Genomic DNA, 19,200 nt, shown 5'->3' on the forward strand with positions numbered 1-19,200 from the left:
CTAACGTGATGAAACAAAATAAAAAACTCTTAGTGATGGCTGGTGGTACTGGCGGTCACGTTTTTCCTGGGTTGGCGGTGGCGAAAAAGCTTCAGCAACAAGGTTGGGAAATTCGATGGCTAGGTACGGCGGACAGAATGGAGGCTGACTTAGTGCCAAAGCATGGTATTGAGATAGACTTCATCAAAGTTAAAGGCCTTCGTGGTCAAGGCATTAGCAAATTAATTAAAGCACCATTTCAGATTATTAATGCCATACTTCAAGCAAGACAGCACATCAAAGCGTGGCAACCAGATGTAGTGCTTGGCATGGGCGGATACGTCAGTGGGCCTGGCGGTATTGCAGCTTGGTTGTCTGGTATTCCGGTGGTTTTGCATGAACAAAATGCGGTGGCAGGTTTAACCAACCAATGGCTTTCTAAAATAGCGAAAAAGGTCTTCCAAGCTTTCCCTGGCGCTTTCTCTACAGCAGAAGTCGTGGGTAACCCAGTACGTGAAGATGTTGTGAGTCTTCCTGAACCAGAGCAACGCATGGCAGAGCGTGATGGCGATATTCGCATCTTGGTGATGGGCGGTAGCCAAGGGGCTAAAATACTTAACGATACTCTGCCAATGACCTTGGCTCAGTTGGGTTCTGGTTTTACTGTGATGCACCAAGCCGGAAAAAATAATCAACAACAGGTCATGGATCAATACAAATCACATTCTGTAAATAATGTTCAAGTGACAGAATTTATTGATGATGTGGCGCAAGCTTATGAGTGGGCCGATCTACTAGTGTGTCGCTCAGGCGCATTAACCGTCTCGGAAGTGTCAGCAGCGGGTGTGGGTTCTATCTTTGTTCCGTTTATGCACAAGGACAGGCAGCAAGCTCTGAATGCCGATCACCTAGTTGAATGTGGCGCCGCGTTAATGATTGAGCAGCCTCAGTTGACGGCTGATAAGCTAGCGAGCACTATCGCTCAGCTTGATAGAAATGAATTAAAAATGATGGCTACAAAAGCTCGTCAAGCAGCTAAGCTTGATGCCGATGTGACCGTCGCTGAAGCGATTAAAGCTTTAGCAAAATAATGAGATTGAATTGATGACGATTGAACATACCCAAGACTTAGCGCAAATCCGTGCAATGGTGCCAGAGATGCGCCGTGTTAAATCTATCCACTTCATTGGCATTGGTGGCGCCGGAATGAGCGGGATAGCTGAAGTCTTGCTGAATGAAGGCTACCAAATTACCGGGTCTGATATTGCTCAAAATCTAGTGACTGAGCGTTTGATTAGCAAGGGCGCGACTATTTATATCGGTCACCAAGCAAGTAATGTTGCTGATGCTAGTGTGGTGGTGGTTTCAACCGCTATCAACGAAGAGAACCCAGAAATTATTGCCGCTCGTGAAGCGCGCACACCGATTGTTCGTCGTGCAGAAATGCTGGCTGAGCTGATGCGTTTTCGTCATGGTATTGCTGTGGCAGGTACGCACGGTAAAACAACGACCACAGCGCTAGTGACACAGATTTACTCGGAAGCGGGTTTAGATCCAACTTTCGTCAACGGTGGCTTGGTGAAAAGTGCGGGTACTAATGCTCGTTTAGGCTCAAGCCGTATTCTTATCGCTGAAGCTGATGAAAGTGACGCATCGTTTTTACACCTGCAACCAATGGTCAGTATTGTAACGAATATTGAAGCTGATCACATGGACACCTACGGCGGTGATTTTGAAACGCTAAAGCAGACCTTTATTGATTTCTTACATAACTTACCATTCTATGGTCAGGCGGTGATGTGTATTGATGATCCTGTAGTACGTGAGCTTATTCCTCAGGTTAGCCGTCAAATCATTACTTACGGTTTCTCAGAAGACGCCGATATTCGTATTGAAAACTACGTACAAGAAGGTCAGCAAGGTAAGTTCACAGTGGTACGTGAAGGTAAGGCTAACCTAGATATCACGCTAAACATTCCAGGGCGCCACAACGCACTGAATGCATCTGCCGCGATTGCGGTTGCTACTGAAGATGACATCAGTGATGAGGCGATCCTAAAAGCGATGGCGGGAACGGAAGGTACTGGTCGTCGTTTTGATCACCTTGGTGAATACGAAACAGGGAACGGCGTGGCAATGTTGGTCGATGATTATGGCCATCACCCGACTGAAGTGAATGTAACCATTCAAGCGGCTCGCAGTGGTTGGACTGATAAACGTCTTGTGATGATTTTTCAACCTCATCGTTACAGCCGAACGCGAGATCTGTACGATGACTTTGCAAATGTTCTTGATCAAGTTGATGTCTTAATCTTATTAGATGTTTATTCAGCAGGTGAGAAACCTATTGCTGGTGCTGACGGGCGTTCATTGAGCCGAACTATTCGCGGGCGTGGTAAGATTGACCCAATTTTCGTGGCTGATATCAATACTCTGCCATCGGTTTTAGCGAACGTAATTCAAGGTGGAGACCTTGTTTTGACGCAGGGTGCAGGTGATGTTGGTCGTGTAGCCAAGCAGCTTGAATCGTTACAATTAGATATAAATAAGATGTTGAACGCGTAACAAAATACTGTTTACAGACTGTGGTTGATCGCTCACTTCTTGCGATTGACCTAAAATTGACCAAAAATCTTCTTATCAACGTTTGATAGTTTGATTTTGCTCAGTATAATTCATAGGTTAAAGTAAGTACTTTTACCTCTATTATGAAGATAGGGAATAGAATTGCGAACCAACTACAGGGAATGCGGGCTTTGGTAGAAAGTACTTTTAGCGAAAACCGCCACCTATTCAGTTTACCATCGCTCAAGAAACATGCCCTAGAAGGGTCTTTTTTTGTCATGGTATTGCTATTCATTGGGTTTCTTTTCTATACCACACTGACTTGGATGTGGGACGATCAACGATTGCCTCTCTCCAAAATAGTACTTCAAGGCGACTTAACTTACGTAACCGCTGGTGATGTTCAACATGCATTTAGCGAGATTGAGCATATCGGTACATTCATGTCACAAGATATCGGTGTATTGCAAGAAAGTTTGGAAGCGTTGCCTTGGGTATCAGTTGTCTCTATTCGTAAACAGTGGCCAGACACAATAAAAGTATTTTTGACTGAATATCAAGCGGCAGCAATCTGGAATGGCAACATGCTGCTGAATGAAAATGGTCAGGTATTTAATGGTGATATCGGCCTTTTGAAGGGCGATAGAGTTAAGCTTTATGGCCCTGACGGCACCAGCCAAGTAGTAATAGAAAAGTGGCGACAGATAACCCCTTTGATTAATAGTTTAGGGTTGACGGTTACCTCGCTCGTTCTCAATGAGCGTCGTGCTTGGCAAATAATCCTAGATAACGGTATCCGTTTAGAGCTAGGTAAAGATTCTTTAGATGAGCGTGTTGAACGCTTCATTTCGCTTTATAACGAATTAGGAAGTAAAGCGAATCAAGTGAGCTACATTGACCTCAGGTATGATACGGGAGCCGCTGTAGGCTGGTTTCCAGAGCAAGAGTTAGAAGAGAGCACAGATGACTAAGACCGCAGATGACAACATAATCGTTGGTCTTGATATAGGCACTGCGACCATATCAGCTCTGGTTGGTGAAATACTGCCTGATGGTCAAATCAATATCATTGGTTCAGGGCAAAGCCCATCCAGAGGTATGGATAAAGGTGGTGTAAACGACCTAGAGTCGGTAGTGAAGTCGGTTCAGCGAGCTATTGATCAAGCAGAGTTGATGGCTGAATGCCAAATCAGCAATGTATTTATCTCGCTATCGGGCAAGCACATCGCAAGCCGAATTGAAAAAGGCATGGGCACTATCTCTGATGAAGAGGTGTCTCAAGACGATATGGATCGAGCGATCCATACCGCGAAATCAATTAAAATAGGTGATGAACAGAGAATTCTGCACGTAATTCCACAAGAATTTACCATTGATTATCAAGAAGGAATTAAGAACCCTCTTGGTTTGTCTGGTGTTCGAATGGAAGTCAGTGTTCACCTAATTTCTTGTCATAGCGATATGGCAAGAAATATTATTAAAGCTGTCGAACGATGTGGTCTCACTGTAGAGCACATCGTGTTTTCAGGACTTGCCTCAAGTAATGCGGTAATTACTGAAGACGAGAGAGAGCTTGGAGTGTGTGTGGTTGATATCGGTGCTGGTACGATGGATATTTCCATTTGGACTGGCGGCGCACTGCGACACACAGAAGTCTTTTCCTACGCAGGAAATGCAGTAACCAGTGATATTGCCTTCGCTTTCGGCACGCCAGTAAGCGATGCTGAAGAGATAAAAGTAAACCACGGTTGCGCTCTGAGTGAACTCGTAAGCAAGGATGATTCTGTTAACGTCCCAAGTGTTGGTGGTCGTCCATCGAGAAGTTTGCAAAGACAAACTTTGTCGGAAGTGATTGAACCACGTTACACTGAACTTATGGGGCTTGTTAACCAAACTATTGATACGGTTCAATTGCAGCTACGAGATGAAGGTATTAAACACCACCTTGCAGCTGGCGTCGTTCTCACTGGTGGAGCAGCACAAATTGACGGGTTGGTAGAGTGTGCGGAACGTGTTTTCCGCAATCAAGTTCGAGTTGGTAAGCCATTAGAAGTTAGTGGCTTAACTGACTATGTTAAAGAGCCGTATCATTCTACGGCGGTTGGTTTACTTCATTACGCAAGAGATTGTCAGATCAGTGATGAAGGTGATTACAGCGAACCTAAGCGTTCTGCACCTTCAATGTCTGGTTTATTTGGCAAATTGCGTAATTGGATACAAAAAGAGTTTTAACCTGAGTTGCAGGAAAAAACGGAGATAACACATGTTTGAACCGATGATGGAAATGTCTGACGATGCAGTAATTAAAGTCGTTGGAGTTGGTGGCGGTGGCGGTAACGCTGTTGAGCACATGGTACGTGAATCAATCGAAGGCGTAGAATTCATCAGTGTTAACACTGATGCACAAGCACTTCGTAAAACAAGCGTGAGCAGCGTGATCCAAATTGGTGGTGATATCACTAAAGGTTTGGGCGCTGGTGCAAACCCACAAGTAGGCCGTGATGCAGCTCTCGAAGATAGAGAAAGAATTAAAGAAGTTCTAACTGGCGCCGATATGGTATTTATCGCAGCTGGTATGGGCGGTGGTACAGGTACAGGTGCTGCTCCAGTTATTGCTGAAGTTGCGAAAGAGCTTGGTGTACTAACGGTTGCTGTTGTAACTAAACCGTTTAGCTTTGAAGGCAAAAAGCGTTTAGCGTTTGCTGAGCAAGGTATTGAAGAGCTTTCTAAGCATGTGGATTCTTTAATTACGATTCCAAATGAAAAGCTACTTAAAGTACTTGGCCGCGGCGTAACACTGCTAGAAGCTTTCGCAAGTGCAAATGATGTACTTAAAAACGCGGTACAAGGTATTGCTGAGCTAATTACTCGCCCTGGTATGATTAACGTCGATTTCGCGGATGTTCGCACCGTAATGTCGGAAATGGGTCATGCAATGATGGGTAGCGGTATCGCAAAAGGTGATGACCGTGCTGAAGAGGCCGCTGAAACGGCAATTTCTAGCCCATTACTAGAAGATATCGATCTAGCTGGTGCGCGTGGCGTTCTTGTGAACATCACAGCAGGCCTAGATATGCGTCTAGATGAGTTCGAAACTGTGGGTAATACAGTTAAGGCATTCGCATCTGATAATGCAACAGTAGTGATAGGTACTTCTCTAGACCCTGATATGACGGATGAAATCCGTGTAACTGTTGTAGCAACTGGTATCGGCACTGAGAGAAAACCAGACATTACTTTAGTTGCTGGTGGTAATACTAAAGTTGCGTCAACCCCTCAACCACAGGTAGCGGCTCAAACAGCAGCAAAAGTGGAAGAGAAAGTGGCACAGCCATTGCAAGAAAAAACTGAGGTAAAATCTCAAGTTAAGCAACAGCCAACAACGTCGTCACCGGCTTCTTCAGGTTCAGGCGCTAGCCAAAATGCTGCACCTAAAGCTGAGAAAGAAAGTGGGTATTTAGATATACCAGCATTTTTACGACGTCAGGCTGACTAGCAAACACCCAAAATTTGACTATAGTCGAATTAATGGTAAAATCCGCGGTCGGTAAATACTGGCCGTGATTTGTAGCACTGATAAGAGGCAAGCAGATGATCAGACAACGTACTCTGAAAGAAATTGTGAAAACAACTGGTGTGGGTCTCCACTCTGGTCGTAAAGTCACACTTACTCTTCGCCCGGCAGCTGCAAATACAGGCATTGTTTACCGTCGTACTGATGTAAATCCACCTGTAGATTTCCCAGCTGATCCAGCATCAGTTCGTGACACTATGTTATGTACTGCTCTTGTTAATGATGAAGGCGTACGTATTTCTACAGTGGAGCACCTTAACGCCGCTCTAGCGGGTATGGGCATCGACAACATTATTGTTGAAGTGGATGCACCAGAGATTCCAATTATGGATGGTAGCGCAAGCCCATTCGTATACTTGCTACAGCAAGCGGGTGTAGAAACACTGAATACAGCGAAGCGTTTTATTCGAATCAAAAAGCCTGTTCGTTTTGAAGATGGTGATAAGTGGGCAGAATTTGTTCCATTTAACGGTTTCCGCATGGACTTTGAGATCGACTTTAACCATCCTGCTATTGAGTCTGACGAGCAACGTTTATTATTTGATTTCTCTTCACAAGGTTTTGTGAAAGAAATTTCTCGTGCTCGTACGTTCGGCTTTATGCGTGACATAGAATATCTACAATCTCAAAACCTAGTACTTGGCGGCAGCTTCGATAATGCTATCGTACTTGACGAATACCGAATTCTTAATGAAGAAGGCCTTCGTTTTGAGAATGAGTTTGTAACACATAAAGTGTTGGATGCGATTGGTGACCTTTACATGTGTGGACACGCTATTATTGGTGAGTTCCGAGCATACAAATCAGGTCATGGCCTAAACAACCAACTATTACGTGCAGTACTTGCTGACGCAGAAGCTTGGGAGTGGGCAACATTTGAAGAAGAAGCTGGCTCTCCTGTTGCATTTGCTGAACCAGGAATGGTTCTAGCGTAATTATTGTTTACAATAATATAAGATTTCGAAAACCAGGTCATTGACCTGGTTTTTTTGTATCTAGAAAATAGATACAGTGTCGTTAACCTACGGAAATTGTTGGACAATGGGTCGTAGTTTGCTTAATCCATCAGCAATTAGAAAGAAAAGTTCCAAGCACATCAAACAAATGGTGTTCTAAATGGTCGTTAGTGTGAAAATTACTTACACTAAAGGGCATTAATTTTAACTCAAGCCTTGAAAACTCTACTCTCAAGTACAATATCAAAGATACTAGATTTATCTCAGTATCCTTGGTTAGTAACTGAAGACTAGTTCATAGCTAGTAGAGACTGACGGCATTTAAAATAGATCGCGGACGATCTGAGAACGAAGAGATTCCAAGCACATGATTACTAAGCTGCTGACAAAGGTAATTGGCAGTCGCAATGACAGAACACTGCGCCGCCTTAGAAAAATTGTAAAAGAAATTAATAACTACGAACCAACGTTTGAAGCCCTTTCTGATGAAGAGCTAAAAGCAAAAACGGTTGAGTTTCGTGAGCGCTTAGATAAAGGTGAATCGTTAGATCAACTTCTACCTGAAGCTTTCGCTACGGTACGTGAAGCGTCTAAGCGTGTTTACGGTATGCGTCATTTTGACGTGCAATTGATTGGTGGCATGGTTCTAAATGCCGGCCAAATTGCAGAGATGCGAACTGGTGAAGGTAAAACCCTTACTGCAACCCTACCTGCTTATCTAAACGCCCTTCCAAGTAAAGGTGTTCACGTAGTAACGGTGAACGACTACCTAGCGAAGCGTGATGCGGAAACAAACCGTCCATTATTTGAATTCCTTGGTATGACGGTTGGTGTCAATGTGCCAAACATGGCTCCACCAGAGAAAAAAGAAGCCTACCAAGCTGATATTCTATACGGAACAAACAACGAGTTTGGCTTTGACTACCTACGTGACAACATGGCTTTCCGTGCTGAAGATCGTGTTCAACGTGAACGTTTCTTCGCTGTTGTCGATGAGGTTGACTCCATCTTAATTGATGAAGCTCGAACTCCGCTAATCATCTCTGGCCCAGCTGAAGATAGTTCAGAACTTTACACGCGCATTAACACTCTGATTCCTAGCCTTGAGCGCCAAGATAAAGAAGATTCAGAAGAGTACCGTGGTGAAGGTCACTACACCATGGACGAAAAATCGAAGCAGGTTCACCTGACTGAAAATGGTCAAGAGTTTGTTGAAGAGTTAATGGTGAAAAATGAGCTAATGGAAGAGGGGGATACACTTTACTCTCCAACCAATATCAGCCTGCTTCACCACGTAAACGCGGCTCTTCGTGCGCATGTATTGTTTGAGAAGAACGTAGACTACATCGTTACTGATGAAGGCGAAGTGGTTATCGTTGATGAACATACTGGTCGTACAATGCCAGGTCGTCGTTGGTCTGAAGGTTTACACCAAGCGGTTGAAGCTAAAGAAGGTGTGAAAATTCAGAATGAAAACCAAACACTAGCATCGATTACCTTCCAGAACTTCTTCCGACTGTACGAAAAACTGTCTGGTATGACAGGTACAGCCGATACTGAAGCTTTCGAATTCCAGTCTATCTACGGCCTCGAAACGGTGGTTATACCAACCAACAAACCTATGGTTCGTAACGATATGCCTGACGTGGTTTATCGTACTGAAGAAGACAAGTTTAATGCGATCATCGAAGACATTAAAGATCGTGTAGCGGCTGGTCAGCCATCACTGGTTGGTACAGTTTCTATCGAGAAATCTGAGCTACTGTCTAACGCACTGAAAAAAGCAAAAATTAAGCACAACGTTCTAAACGCTAAGTTCCACGAAATGGAAGCCGAGATCGTTGCACAAGCAGGTACGCCAAGCGCGGTAACTATCGCAACTAACATGGCCGGTCGTGGTACCGATATCGTGTTAGGTGGCAGCTGGCAGGCACAAATTGAGAAGCTGGATAACCCAACTCAAGAGCAGATCGACAAGATCAAAGCTGACTGGAGAGTCATCCACGATAAAGTACTTGAGTCTGGTGGTCTGCACATCATTGGTACTGAGCGTCATGAATCTCGACGTATCGATAACCAGCTACGTGGTCGTTCTGGTCGTCAAGGTGATGCCGGTTCTTCTCGCTTCTATCTATCAATGGAAGACTCTCTGCTACGTATCTTTACATCAGATCGTATGGCTGGCCTTATCCAAAGTGGTATGGATGAAGGCGAAGCGATCGAATCTAAGATGCTTTCTCGCTCAATTGAAAAAGCTCAACGTAAAGTAGAAGGTCGTAACTTCGATATTCGTAAGCAGCTTCTTGAGTACGATGATGTAGCCAATGACCAACGTAAAGTGGTTTATGAGCTTCGTGATGAACTGATGAGTTCTGACGACATCAGCGAAATGATCGAACACAACCGTGAAGACGTGTTTACTTCGGTTATCGATGAGTATATTCCTCCTCAATCTCTTGAAGACATGTGGGATATCGCTGGTCTACAAGATCGTCTGAAGAATGACTTCGATCTAGACTTTGATATTCAAGGTTGGCTAGACGAAGACGATAAGCTTTATGAAGAAGCATTGCGTGAACGTATTCTTGGTATGGCGGTTGATTCCTACAAACAGAAAGAAGAAGTGGTTGGTGCTCAAGTACTGCGTAACTTCGAGAAGTCTGTGATGCTACAAACGCTAGACGGTCTTTGGAAAGAGCACTTGGCTGCGATGGATCACCTTCGTCAAGGCATCCACTTACGTGGTTATGCTCAAAAGAACCCGAAGCAAGAGTACAAGCGCGAGTCGTTTGAACTGTTTGAAGGCCTACTAGATGTACTAAAAACCGACGTTGTTACTATCCTTTCTAAAGTTCGCGTTCAGCAACAAGAAGAAGTCGAAAAGATGGAAGCTCAACGTCAAGCTCAAGCTGAAGAAGCGGCGCGTCGTACACAAGCACAACATGCAACCGCTGAAAATCAGCTAGGTGACGATGAAGCTGAACCAGTATCCCCACAAACGGTAGTACGTGATGAACGTAAAGTGGGTCGTAACGAGCCATGTCCATGTGGAAGTGGTAAAAAGTACAAGCAGTGTCACGGTCAGATTAACTAAGTTTCTATGAATCGTCGCCGTAGCGCTTAATAGCTGCGTTGGTGGTACTCACTTACTACCGTAAGCTCCGTGCCACCGCCTTGCTCTCAAGCACTACAGCTTAGCTTCAGAAAAACTGACAATGAAAATATAAAGAGTCGCTTAGGCGGCTCTTTTTTTAAGCTAATTTTGAGGAAAGCTTAATGAAAAGAATCCATATTGTTGCAGGCATTGTCTTTAACCAAGATAAGTCGCAGGTATTTATCACTAAACGACCTGATGATAAGCACAAAGGCGGCTTCTGGGAATTTCCAGGCGGTAAGGTTGAAGCGGACGAAACCATTGAACAAGCCATGACGCGTGAACTTGATGAAGAGATTGGCATCAAGGTAACTGAACAGTCTCTGTTTGAACACCTTGAATTTGATTACACCGATAAATCGCTTAAGTTCGATTTCATCCTTGTGACCGATTTTGAAGAGCAACCTTATGGCAAAGAAGGTCAACAAGGTGAATGGGTAAGCCTAGAATCATTGAATCAATACGCCTTCCCAGAGGCAAATGTGCCAATTTTAGAGCGAGTGATAAAAGAGTTTTCGTAATTGCTAGCCTGAGTTTGAGATTGTTGTTAGTTTAAAGATATTAACCGAATGAACGTTGCTGCAGAGGTAAGCGGTAACGGTAACCAAAACAATGGAGATATTCGCAGTGGTAAGAATTGCAATTGCAGGAGCAGCGGGCCGTATGGGTCGCAACTTGGTGAAAGCCGCTCATCATAATTCAGAAGCAAGTGTTGGTGCTGGCTCAGAGCGACCAGAATCATCTTTGGTCGGCGTTGATATCGGCGAGTTATGCGGTGAAGGTCGTTTTGATGTGGCTCTAGTCGATGACCTCTCGAAAGCGATTGAAGAATTTGATGTTATCGTCGACTTTACTGCGCCTGTTAGCACATTAGCGAATATTGAACTTTGTAAACGTCATGGTAAGAAGCTGATCATAGGGACAACAGGTTTCTCTGAAGAAGAGAAGCGAGTGATTGATGCGGCTTCAAAAGAGATCGCTATCGTAATGGCACCTAACTATAGTGTGGGTGTGAACCTGGTATTTAAGCTGCTAGAAAAGGCCGCTAAAGTCATGGGTGATTACTGTGATGTTGAGATCGTTGAGGCTCACCACCGTCATAAAGTTGATGCGCCTTCTGGTACTGCTATTGGTATGGGCGAAGCGATCGCGGGTGCGATGGGCAACGAGTTAAATGATGTCGCCGTATGGTCACGCGAAGGTATTACTGGCGAGCGTACTAAAGATGAGATTGGTTTTGCGACGATTCGTGCCGGTGACATCATTGGTGAGCACACCGCTATGTTTGCTGATATCGGGGAGAGAGTTGAAATTACTCATAAAGCCACAGATCGAATGACCTTTGCTAATGGCGCAATCAAGGCCGCGGTTTGGTTAAATGGTAAGTCAGCAGGCTTTTATACCATGACAGATGTCCTTGGATTGAATGACCTATAAATAGATATTTATGCGCTGGCAATTGCCGGCGCTTTCTTTGTTTGGTACCTTTCCCTCCGCTATTCCTCCTTTTACAAGTTTCTCTCTACTTTCTTATTATCGTCGTTTTTCTATGACTTAACTGTAATTTTTGTCTGGTATTGTTTGTTTTCTATTTTAGGTGTCTAAATTATAGGGTTTTCTCTTTATGTTTATCGATTGCTTTTTGTCGGTGATATTTTTATCACTATATGATTGGTGAAAATGAAGGGTAAAGATTAGAAAATCTTAATATTCGAACTAAACGAGCATTAAAGTTGAACTTTTGAAGCTTTGGTGGCAAAAGTTGAATTAGCCTATATAAATGTTTAATTTCTTTTGCGTTAAATGTTGACACGTATCACGTGCATCACTAAAATACCGCCAATTTGTCTAATTTCCATAAACACGCAGTTTCTGGTGTTGCAGGAAGGTATATTTGCAAATTAAGTCAATTTAAATGCATTTTTATTTCTGGAGGTTGTCTTGAAGAAGTCAGCACTACTCGTCCTAGAAGATGGGACAGTATTTCACGGTGAAGCCATTGGCGCTGTAGGTTCTGCAGTTGGTGAAGTCGTTTTTAATACCTCGATGACGGGGTACCAAGAAATCCTCACTGATCCTTCCTATTCTCAACAAATCGTTACCCTTACTTACCCTCACATTGGCAATACCGGAACCAATTCCGAAGATGAAGAATCTTCTTCAATCCACGCTCAAGGCCTTGTGATTCGCGATCTCCCTCTTATCGCTTCTAACTTCCGTAATGAACAATCCCTTTCTGATTACCTTAAGTCGCAAAACGTTGTGGGTATCGCTGATATCGATACTCGTAAGCTGACGCGTATTCTTCGTGAAAAAGGTGCTCAAAACGGTTGTATCGTAGCAGGCTCTTCAGTAAACGATGGGAACCTAGACGAAGCTTTGGCTCTAGCTAAAGCAAAAGAATTCCCTGGCCTAAAAGGTATGGATCTTGCGAAAGAAGTTACAACAAAAGAAGCGTATCAATGGAAACAAGGTTCGTGGACGCTTACGGGTGGACTTCCTGAAGCGAAAGCAGACTCTGAATTGCCATACCACGTTGTTGCTTATGACTTCGGCGCAAAACGAAACATCCTACGAATGCTTGTTGACCGCGGCTGCCGCCTAACGGTTGTTCCTGCTGAAACTTCTGCTGAAGAAGTACTAGCACTGAACCCAGACGGTGTGTTCCTTTCAAATGGCCCTGGTGACCCAGAACCATGTACTTACGCAATTGAAGCGACAAAAGTGTTCCTAGAAAAAGATTTACCGATCTTCGGCATCTGTCTAGGTCACCAAATTCTTGCTCTAGCGTCAGGTGCTAAGACTGTGAAGATGAAGTTTGGTCACCACGGTGCAAACCACCCAGTTAAAGATTTAGATCGTGATGTTGTGATGATTACTTCGCAAAACCACGGCTTTGCAGCTGACGAAGAAACCCTTCCAGAGACATTACGTGCAACGCACAAATCACTGTTTGATGGTTCTCTACAAGGTATTCACCGTACAGACAAACCCGCGTTTAGCTTCCAGGGTCACCCTGAAGCAAGTCCAGGTCCAGAAGACGCAGCGCCGTTATTTGACCACTTCATTGAATTAATTAAACAGCACACAGCTTAATCCGGAGTAGTAGACAATGCCAAAACGTACTGACATTAAAAGTATTCTTATTCTAGGTGCTGGCCCGATCGTTATCGGCCAAGCATGTGAGTTCGATTACTCTGGTGCTCAAGCTTGTAAAGCGCTTCGCGAAGAAGGTTACCGAGTTATTCTTGTAAACTCGAACCCAGCGACAATCATGACTGACCCAGAGATGGCAGATGCAACTTACATCGAACCTATTCAATGGGAAGTGGTGCGTAACATCATCGCTAAAGAGAAGCCTGATGCCGTTCTACCTACTATGGGTGGCCAAACGGCATTGAACTGTGCTCTAGACCTAGAAAGGCATGGCGTTCTTGAAGAGTTCGGTGTTGAAATGATTGGTGCAACGGCTGACGCTATTGATAAAGCAGAAGACCGTTCACGCTTCGATAAAGCAATGAAAGCAATTGGCCTTGAGTGTCCAACTGCTGATACAGCGAAATCGATGGAAGAAGCTTACAAAGTTTTAGACATGGTTGGCTTCCCTTGTATCATTCGTCCATCGTTCACGATGGGTGGTACTGGTGGCGGTATCGCTTACAACAAAGAAGAATTTGAAGAAATCTGTCGTCGTGGTTTGGATTTATCTCCAACTAACGAACTTCTTATCGATGAATCACTTATCGGTTGGAAAGAGTACGAGATGGAAGTGGTTCGTGACAAAAACGACAACTGCATCATCGTATGTGCGATTGAAAACTTCGACCCAATGGGTATTCACACAGGTGATTCAATCACTGTGGCTCCAGCTCAAACGCTGACCGACAAAGAATACCAACTAATGCGTAACGCATCTCTAGCTGTACTGCGTGAGATTGGTGTTGAAACAGGTGGTTCAAACGTACAGTTTGGTATCAACCCGAAAGATGGCCGTATGGTTATCATCGAGATGAACCCACGTGTATCTCGCTCTTCTGCGCTAGCATCTAAAGCAACGGGTTTCCCAATCGCTAAGATTGCCGCGAAACTGGCTGTTGGCTTCACGCTAGACGAGCTAATGAATGACATCACTGGTGGTGCAACGCCAGCATCATTCGAACCAACAATCGACTACGTAGTCACTAAGATTCCTCGTTTTAACTTCGAGAAATTTGCAGGCGCTAACGACCGTCTAACGACGCAAATGAAGTCGGTTGGTGAAGTGATGGCTATCGGCCGTAACCAACAAGAATCTCTACACAAAGCACTTCGCGGCCTAGAAGTTGGCGCGACTGGTTTTGACGAAATGGTAGACCTAGACGCACCAGATGCGCTAACGACTATCCGTCATGAACTTAAAGAAGCTGGCGCAGAGCGTATTTGGTACATCGCTGACGCATTCCGTGCTGGTATGTCGGTAGATGGTGTATTCAACCTAACGCAAATCGACCGTTGGTTCCTAGTTCAAATTGAAGATATCGTAAATCTTGAGCAAGAACTGAAAGCGAAAGGTTTTGCTGGTCTAAATAAAGACGAGCTAATCAAGCTTAAACGTAAAGGTTTTGCAGATGCGCGCCTATCTAAGATTCTAGGAGTCGCAGAAAGCGAAATCCGTCGTATGCGTGACCAATACGATATTCACCCAGTTTACAAGCGTGTAGATACGTGTGCGGCTGAGTTCTCTTCAGATACGGCTTACATGTACTCATCTTTCGATGAGGAGTGTGAAGCGAACCCAACAGACAAAGACAAGATCATGATTCTAGGCGGCGGTCCAAACCGTATCGGCCAAGGTATTGAATTTGACTACTGTTGTGTACACGCCTCACTAGCACTACGTGAAGATGGCTACGAAACTATCATGGTTAACTGTAACCCTGAGACCGTTTCTACAGACTACGATACCTCTGACCGTCTGTACTTCGAACCAGTCACCCTGGAAGACGTACTAGCTATCGCTCGCGTTGAGAAGCCAAAAGGCGTTATCGTTCAGTACGGTGGTCAAACGCCACTTAAACTGGCTCGTGCTCTTGAAGCGGCAGGTGTGCCTATCATCGGTACTAGCCCTGACGCAATCGACCGTGCAGAAGACCGTGAGCGTTTCCAAGTTGCTGTAGACCGTCTAGGCCTGCTTCAACCAGAAAACGCGACAGTAACAACAATGGAGCAAGCGGTTGAGAAATCTCGCGAAATCGGCTTCCCATTAGTTGTACGTCCTTCTTACGTACTTGGTGGTCGTGCGATGGAAATCGTATACGACGAGCAAGATTTACGTCGCTACTTTAACGAAGCAGTAAGCGTATCAAACGAGTCTCCAGTACTACTGGATAGCTTCCTAGACGACGCTGTTGAAGTAGACGTCGATGCGATTTGTGACGGTGAGCGCGTTGTTATCGGCGGTATCATGGAGCACATCGAGCAAGCGGGCGTTCACTCAGGTGACTCAGCATGTTCTCTTCCTGCCTACACGTTAAGCCAAGAAATCCAAGACGTAATGCGCGAGCAAGTTGAAAAGCTAGCGTTCGAATTGGGTGTTCGTGGTCTGATGAACACGCAGTTTGCAGTTAAGAACAATGAAGTGTACCTAATCGAGGTTAACCCTCGTGCAGCACGTACGGTTCCATTTGTATCTAAAGCAACGGGCGCGCCAATCGCTAAGATTGCGGCTCGTGTAATGGCAGGTCAATCGCTAGAGTCTCAAGGCTTTACGAAAGAAATCATCCCACCTTACTACTCAGTGAAAGAAGTTGTACTTCCATTCAACAAGTTCCCTGGTGTTGACCCACTGTTAGGCCCAGAAATGCGCTCTACTGGTGAAGTTATGGGTGTTGGTGCGACGTTCGCAGAAGCATACTCTAAAGCTGAATTGGGTTGTGGCAACATCTACCCAGAAGGCGGCCGTGCACTTCTTTCTGTTCGCGAAGGCGACAAAGAGCGTGTTGTTGACCTAGCATCTAAGCTATCTAAGCTTGGTTACCAGCTAGACGCAACACACGGTACAGCGGTTATCCTTGGCGAAGCGGGTATCAACCCACGTCTAGTAAACAAGGTACACGAAGGTCGTCCTCATATTCTTGACCGTATCAAGAACAACGAGTACACGTACATCGTGAACACAGCTGCTGGTCGTCAAGCGATTGAAGATTCTAAAGTACTTCGTCGTGGCGCACTTGCTGAGAAAGTTAACTACACGACTACGCTAAACGCTGCATTCGCGACTTGTATGGCGCATACTGCAGACGCGAAGACGTCAGTAACTTCAGTTCAAGAACTGCACGCACAGGTTAAAGCTTCTCAAGCTTAATCGCCTAAAGTGTATCGCTGTTAAGCGGATATAAATGCTCAAAGCCCACTCTTCGGAGTGGGCTTTTTTATGTCTGTTATCTAGCATGAGTTAAATGATGAAAATCTGGAATAGGTTAGAATCTTGTGTTTCGTTGTTGATCGTTTGCTCACGGTGGTAACTTGTCGCTACACGAGAATTTAAGGCACTGAGTATATGGAAATCACTCTAGAAATATTGGCTATTTTGTTTGTTGTCGCAACGGTGGCTGGCTTTATTGATGCGATGGCTGGCGGCGGTGGCTTATTAACTTTACCTGCATTACTCGCGGCGGGTGTTCCACCGACACAGGCTCTTGCTACTAATAAACTTCAAAGCTCTTTTGGCAGCTTCTCGGCGACTTGGTATTTCGTGCGCAATGGTATCGTCAGTATTAAAGAGATGCGTTTTGCGATCATCTGCACTTTTATTGGTTCGGCTATTGGGGCTGAATTAGTCCAATATATAGATGCAAGCTTACTGACGAGTGTTATCCCACTGTTGCTTATTGCTATCTCTCTCTATTTTCTGCTTGCACCTCCAACAACGGTTTCTAAAGGCAAGCAAAAGATCTCTGAGGCAATGTTTGCGCTGTGTATTGGCGGTGGTGTGGGTTTCTACGATGGGTTCTTTGGTCCAGGGACGGGGTCTATTTTTACGGTTTGCTTTGTCGTCATCGGGCATTTCTCTTTGGTTGATGCTACAGCTCGCACCAAGGTACTTAATTTCACCTCGAACATTGCCGCATTGATCTTCTTTATTTTGGCGGGCTTGCCTATTTGGGAGTTGGGATTAGTGATGGCGGTTGGCGGCTTCATGGGCGCTCAGCTCGGCGCTAAAGTGGTAGTGACAAAAGGGCAGAAGTGGATTCGCCCTCTTGTGATCGTAATGTCGATGCTAATGGCGTCTAAACTGCTTTGGGAACAGCATCAACAATCGATTCTATCACTGTTTTAACCCTTGGAGAGTGGTAGCTATTTGGCCTTACACAGATATGAATTGGTCGAATTAAGCCTGCTAATTCTGGGAAGCTATACAGGTATTGAGGCTCAATATTAAGTGTTTTTACGATAGAGAGCGGGATTAAAGCTGGCCCCGTTCCACCTAACGCAAGTTGAGCCGCTGCGGTGTAGGCATCCATCTCCATTAAGGGCGTGATATCGAATTTTGCAAGCACAGATAACTGATAAGAGTTGGCTGGGTTCGTCATATCATTGGTAATGACCAATGGAGGAAGTGCCGTGAGCGGCTGCTTACTCACAATGTAAAACGGCTCATCAAACAGGTGGAAAGTCATCAATCCATGATGTGGAGGTAACAAGCCAGCGCAAAGCCCTAGGGTCGCCTTGCCAGACTGCACTCGCTCTATGATTCTTGGAGTATGATTAGTGGTGATGGTGATGTGTTTATCTTGTTTGATAAATTGCCCCATCATCTCACCTAGATAGCCTGCTATCAGAGACTTAGAGCTATCTAAAGTGATGAGCGTGGTATCTTCCAACTCTTGCTGTTCATAAATAAGGCCACGAAGCTCGTTGAATGCAGGGCCGATACTCTCGACTAGTGCAATCGCATCCGGCGTCAGTTTGATCTGTCGGCCACTCGGCTCTATGAGTTTCTTGCCTAACTTCTTCTCTAAGTTAGCAATCCGTTTGCTGACCGCTGATTGGCTGATATAAAGCAAACTGCCGGTGCGACTCATGGTTTTTGCTTTACTTAAAACCAATAGAGTTTCAATTCCTTCGAGTAGCATAGGGTTATATTCATGAAAGTTGGGAATAATTAAACCAAGTTACCTCAAACGGCACTCATTCTCTAGTCTTGAGACTTGGAGAGGTTAGCTTAAATAAGATAACTATATAAGGATTAGCGAGGCAGAAATAAAAAAAGCTCCTAGCGGAGCTCTTTTCTATTGGGTAACGATAGCCTATTTGATTGCAAAAGTCGGCAATGATAAGTGCCAGCGAATAGCGCCAAGTCTAATCAATAGTGTTGTGAACACACCAGCTAAAAAGGCGGTTTCTGAATCGTGGCCCATACTGATCGCCATGGTATGAAAAGCACCGCCAATGATACAAGCCGTTGCGTAGACTTCACTTCTTAGGATCATCGGAACTTCACGTGCAAGTACGTCACGAATAATACCGCCCCCACAACCTGTGATAACACCCATGATAATAGCCACCAATGCAGAGTCTTGATAAATCAGTGCTTTTTCTACACCAATGCCAACAAACACCGCTAAGCCGATCGCATCACATACCGGTAGTATCCACCAAGCCAGACGTTTTGGACGTCTTACAATAATCATGGTCAGCAAGCAGGTAGTGATGATGACCCAAAGGTAGGTGGTATCAGTGATCCAAAATACGGGAGTCGCGCCCAATGCCATGTCTCTAATGGTACCGCCACCAATCGCGGTCACACTGCCTAAAACGGCAACACCAAAGGGGTCCATTTTAAGGCGGCCTGCGACAAACACACCTGAAATAGCAAAGATGGCGGTGCCGAATAAATCGATAATATAAAGCAGCATGGAATCCATGTTACTGGTGCTCTTATTGGTTGAAGTTATAGGAACTGACGTTGGTGGCGAATTGTACGAAAAAAT

14 protein-coding genes are annotated in these 19,200 nt (G+C 44.8%); 12 read left to right on the forward strand and 2 right to left on the reverse strand.

All coding sequences use genetic code 11. The features are described from left to right. The first annotated feature begins 8 nt into the window (after positions 1–8). From murG to OCU50_RS02240, 12 genes are all read left to right on the forward strand, one after another. The gene (gene murG, locus OCU50_RS02185) at positions 9–1,070 is read left to right on the forward strand and encodes an undecaprenyldiphospho-muramoylpentapeptide beta-N-acetylglucosaminyltransferase (RefSeq protein ID WP_060467166.1); all 1,062 of its coding nucleotides are present in this window, start codon (positions 9–11) and stop codon (positions 1,068–1,070) included. 13 nt (positions 1,071–1,083) lie between these two features. Beyond that, positions 1,084–2,544, forward strand: a complete 1,461-nt coding sequence (murC, locus tag OCU50_RS02190) for a UDP-N-acetylmuramate--L-alanine ligase (protein WP_060467167.1) — start codon at positions 1,084–1,086, stop codon at positions 2,542–2,544. 191 nt (positions 2,545–2,735) lie between these two features. Then, positions 2,736–3,515 carry a cell division protein FtsQ/DivIB gene (locus tag OCU50_RS02195; RefSeq protein WP_060467233.1) on the forward strand — a complete coding sequence of 260 codons (780 nt, stop codon included), beginning with the start codon at positions 2,736–2,738 and terminating at the stop codon, positions 3,513–3,515. Next, a complete protein-coding gene (ftsA, locus tag OCU50_RS02200; RefSeq protein WP_017056050.1) occupies positions 3,508–4,776 on the forward strand; it encodes a cell division protein FtsA in 1,269 nt (422 codons plus the stop codon). The genes OCU50_RS02195 and ftsA overlap by 8 nt, the downstream gene beginning before the upstream one ends. A 31-nt stretch (positions 4,777–4,807) precedes the next feature. Then, the gene (gene ftsZ / locus OCU50_RS02205; protein WP_046223883.1) at positions 4,808–6,040 is read left to right on the forward strand and encodes a cell division protein FtsZ; all 1,233 of its coding nucleotides are present in this window, start codon (positions 4,808–4,810) and stop codon (positions 6,038–6,040) included. Between the two features lie 95 nt (positions 6,041–6,135). Further along, positions 6,136–7,053: a UDP-3-O-acyl-N-acetylglucosamine deacetylase gene (gene lpxC / locus OCU50_RS02210; RefSeq protein WP_017056052.1), complete on the forward strand. Its 918-nt coding sequence runs from the start codon at positions 6,136–6,138 to the stop codon at positions 7,051–7,053. Positions 7,054–7,441: 388 nt separating this feature from the next. Beyond that, on the forward strand, positions 7,442–10,168 hold the full coding sequence (secA, locus tag OCU50_RS02215; RefSeq protein WP_060467168.1) for a preprotein translocase subunit SecA: 2,727 nt from the start codon (positions 7,442–7,444) through the stop codon (positions 10,166–10,168). 182 nt (positions 10,169–10,350) lie between these two features. Continuing rightward, complete coding sequence (gene mutT, locus OCU50_RS02220; RefSeq protein WP_017056054.1) at positions 10,351–10,749, forward strand: 8-oxo-dGTP diphosphatase MutT; 399 nt, start codon at positions 10,351–10,353, stop codon at positions 10,747–10,749. Positions 10,750–10,840: 91 nt separating this feature from the next. Continuing rightward, the gene (dapB, locus tag OCU50_RS02225; RefSeq protein ID WP_017056055.1) at positions 10,841–11,665 is read left to right on the forward strand and encodes a 4-hydroxy-tetrahydrodipicolinate reductase; all 825 of its coding nucleotides are present in this window, start codon (positions 10,841–10,843) and stop codon (positions 11,663–11,665) included. A gap of 504 nt (positions 11,666–12,169) precedes the next feature. Then, positions 12,170–13,324, forward strand: a complete 1,155-nt coding sequence (carA, locus tag OCU50_RS02230; RefSeq protein ID WP_060467169.1) for a glutamine-hydrolyzing carbamoyl-phosphate synthase small subunit — start codon at positions 12,170–12,172, stop codon at positions 13,322–13,324. A 16-nt stretch (positions 13,325–13,340) separates the two neighbouring features. Then, complete coding sequence (gene carB, locus OCU50_RS02235; RefSeq protein ID WP_060467170.1) at positions 13,341–16,571, forward strand: carbamoyl-phosphate synthase large subunit; 3,231 nt, start codon at positions 13,341–13,343, stop codon at positions 16,569–16,571. A 195-nt stretch (positions 16,572–16,766) separates the two neighbouring features. Then, a complete protein-coding gene (locus OCU50_RS02240; protein WP_017056058.1) occupies positions 16,767–17,546 on the forward strand; it encodes a TSUP family transporter in 780 nt (259 codons plus the stop codon). Here the strand turns inward: OCU50_RS02240 and OCU50_RS02245 are convergent. Together OCU50_RS02245 and OCU50_RS02250 are read right to left on the reverse strand one after the other, a co-directional pair. After that, positions 17,497–18,342 (reverse strand): LysR family transcriptional regulator, encoded by an 846-nt coding sequence (locus tag OCU50_RS02245; RefSeq protein ID WP_060467171.1) that lies wholly within the window; start codon positions 18,340–18,342, stop codon positions 17,497–17,499. The two genes, OCU50_RS02240 and OCU50_RS02245, sit on opposite strands and share 50 nt — an antisense overlap. A 174-nt stretch (positions 18,343–18,516) precedes the next feature. Continuing rightward, entirely contained in the window at positions 18,517–19,134 is a 618-nt protein-coding gene (locus OCU50_RS02250) for a TRIC cation channel family protein (protein WP_060467172.1), read from the reverse strand. Positions 19,135–19,200: the final 66 nt, after the last annotated feature.

Origin of the sequence: Vibrio toranzoniae, assembly GCF_024347655.1 — a bacterium.
GTDB classification, from domain to species: Bacteria; Pseudomonadota; Gammaproteobacteria; order Enterobacterales; family Vibrionaceae; genus Vibrio; species Vibrio toranzoniae.

Coding starts and splice junctions, on each gene's coding strand:
- murG (WP_060467166.1), top strand. CDS start 9: ATGAAACAAAATAAAAAACTCTTAGTGATGGCTGGTGGTACTGGCGGT.
- murC (WP_060467167.1), top strand. CDS start 1,084: ATGACGATTGAACATACCCAAGACTTAGCGCAAATCCGTGCAATGGTG.
- ftsA (WP_017056050.1), top strand. CDS start 3,508: ATGACTAAGACCGCAGATGACAACATAATCGTTGGTCTTGATATAGGC.
- ftsZ (WP_046223883.1), top strand. CDS start 4,808: ATGTTTGAACCGATGATGGAAATGTCTGACGATGCAGTAATTAAAGTC.
- lpxC (WP_017056052.1), top strand. CDS start 6,136: ATGATCAGACAACGTACTCTGAAAGAAATTGTGAAAACAACTGGTGTG.
- secA (WP_060467168.1), top strand. CDS start 7,442: ATGATTACTAAGCTGCTGACAAAGGTAATTGGCAGTCGCAATGACAGA.
- mutT (WP_017056054.1), top strand. CDS start 10,351: ATGAAAAGAATCCATATTGTTGCAGGCATTGTCTTTAACCAAGATAAG.
- dapB (WP_017056055.1), top strand. CDS start 10,841: ATGGAGATATTCGCAGTGGTAAGAATTGCAATTGCAGGAGCAGCGGGC.
- carB (WP_060467170.1), top strand. CDS start 13,341: ATGCCAAAACGTACTGACATTAAAAGTATTCTTATTCTAGGTGCTGGC.
- OCU50_RS02240 (WP_017056058.1), top strand. CDS start 16,767: ATGGAAATCACTCTAGAAATATTGGCTATTTTGTTTGTTGTCGCAACG.
- OCU50_RS02245 (WP_060467171.1), bottom strand. CDS start 18,342: ATGCTACTCGAAGGAATTGAAACTCTATTGGTTTTAAGTAAAGCAAAA.
- OCU50_RS02250 (WP_060467172.1), bottom strand. CDS start 19,134: ATGGATTCCATGCTGCTTTATATTATCGATTTATTCGGCACCGCCATC.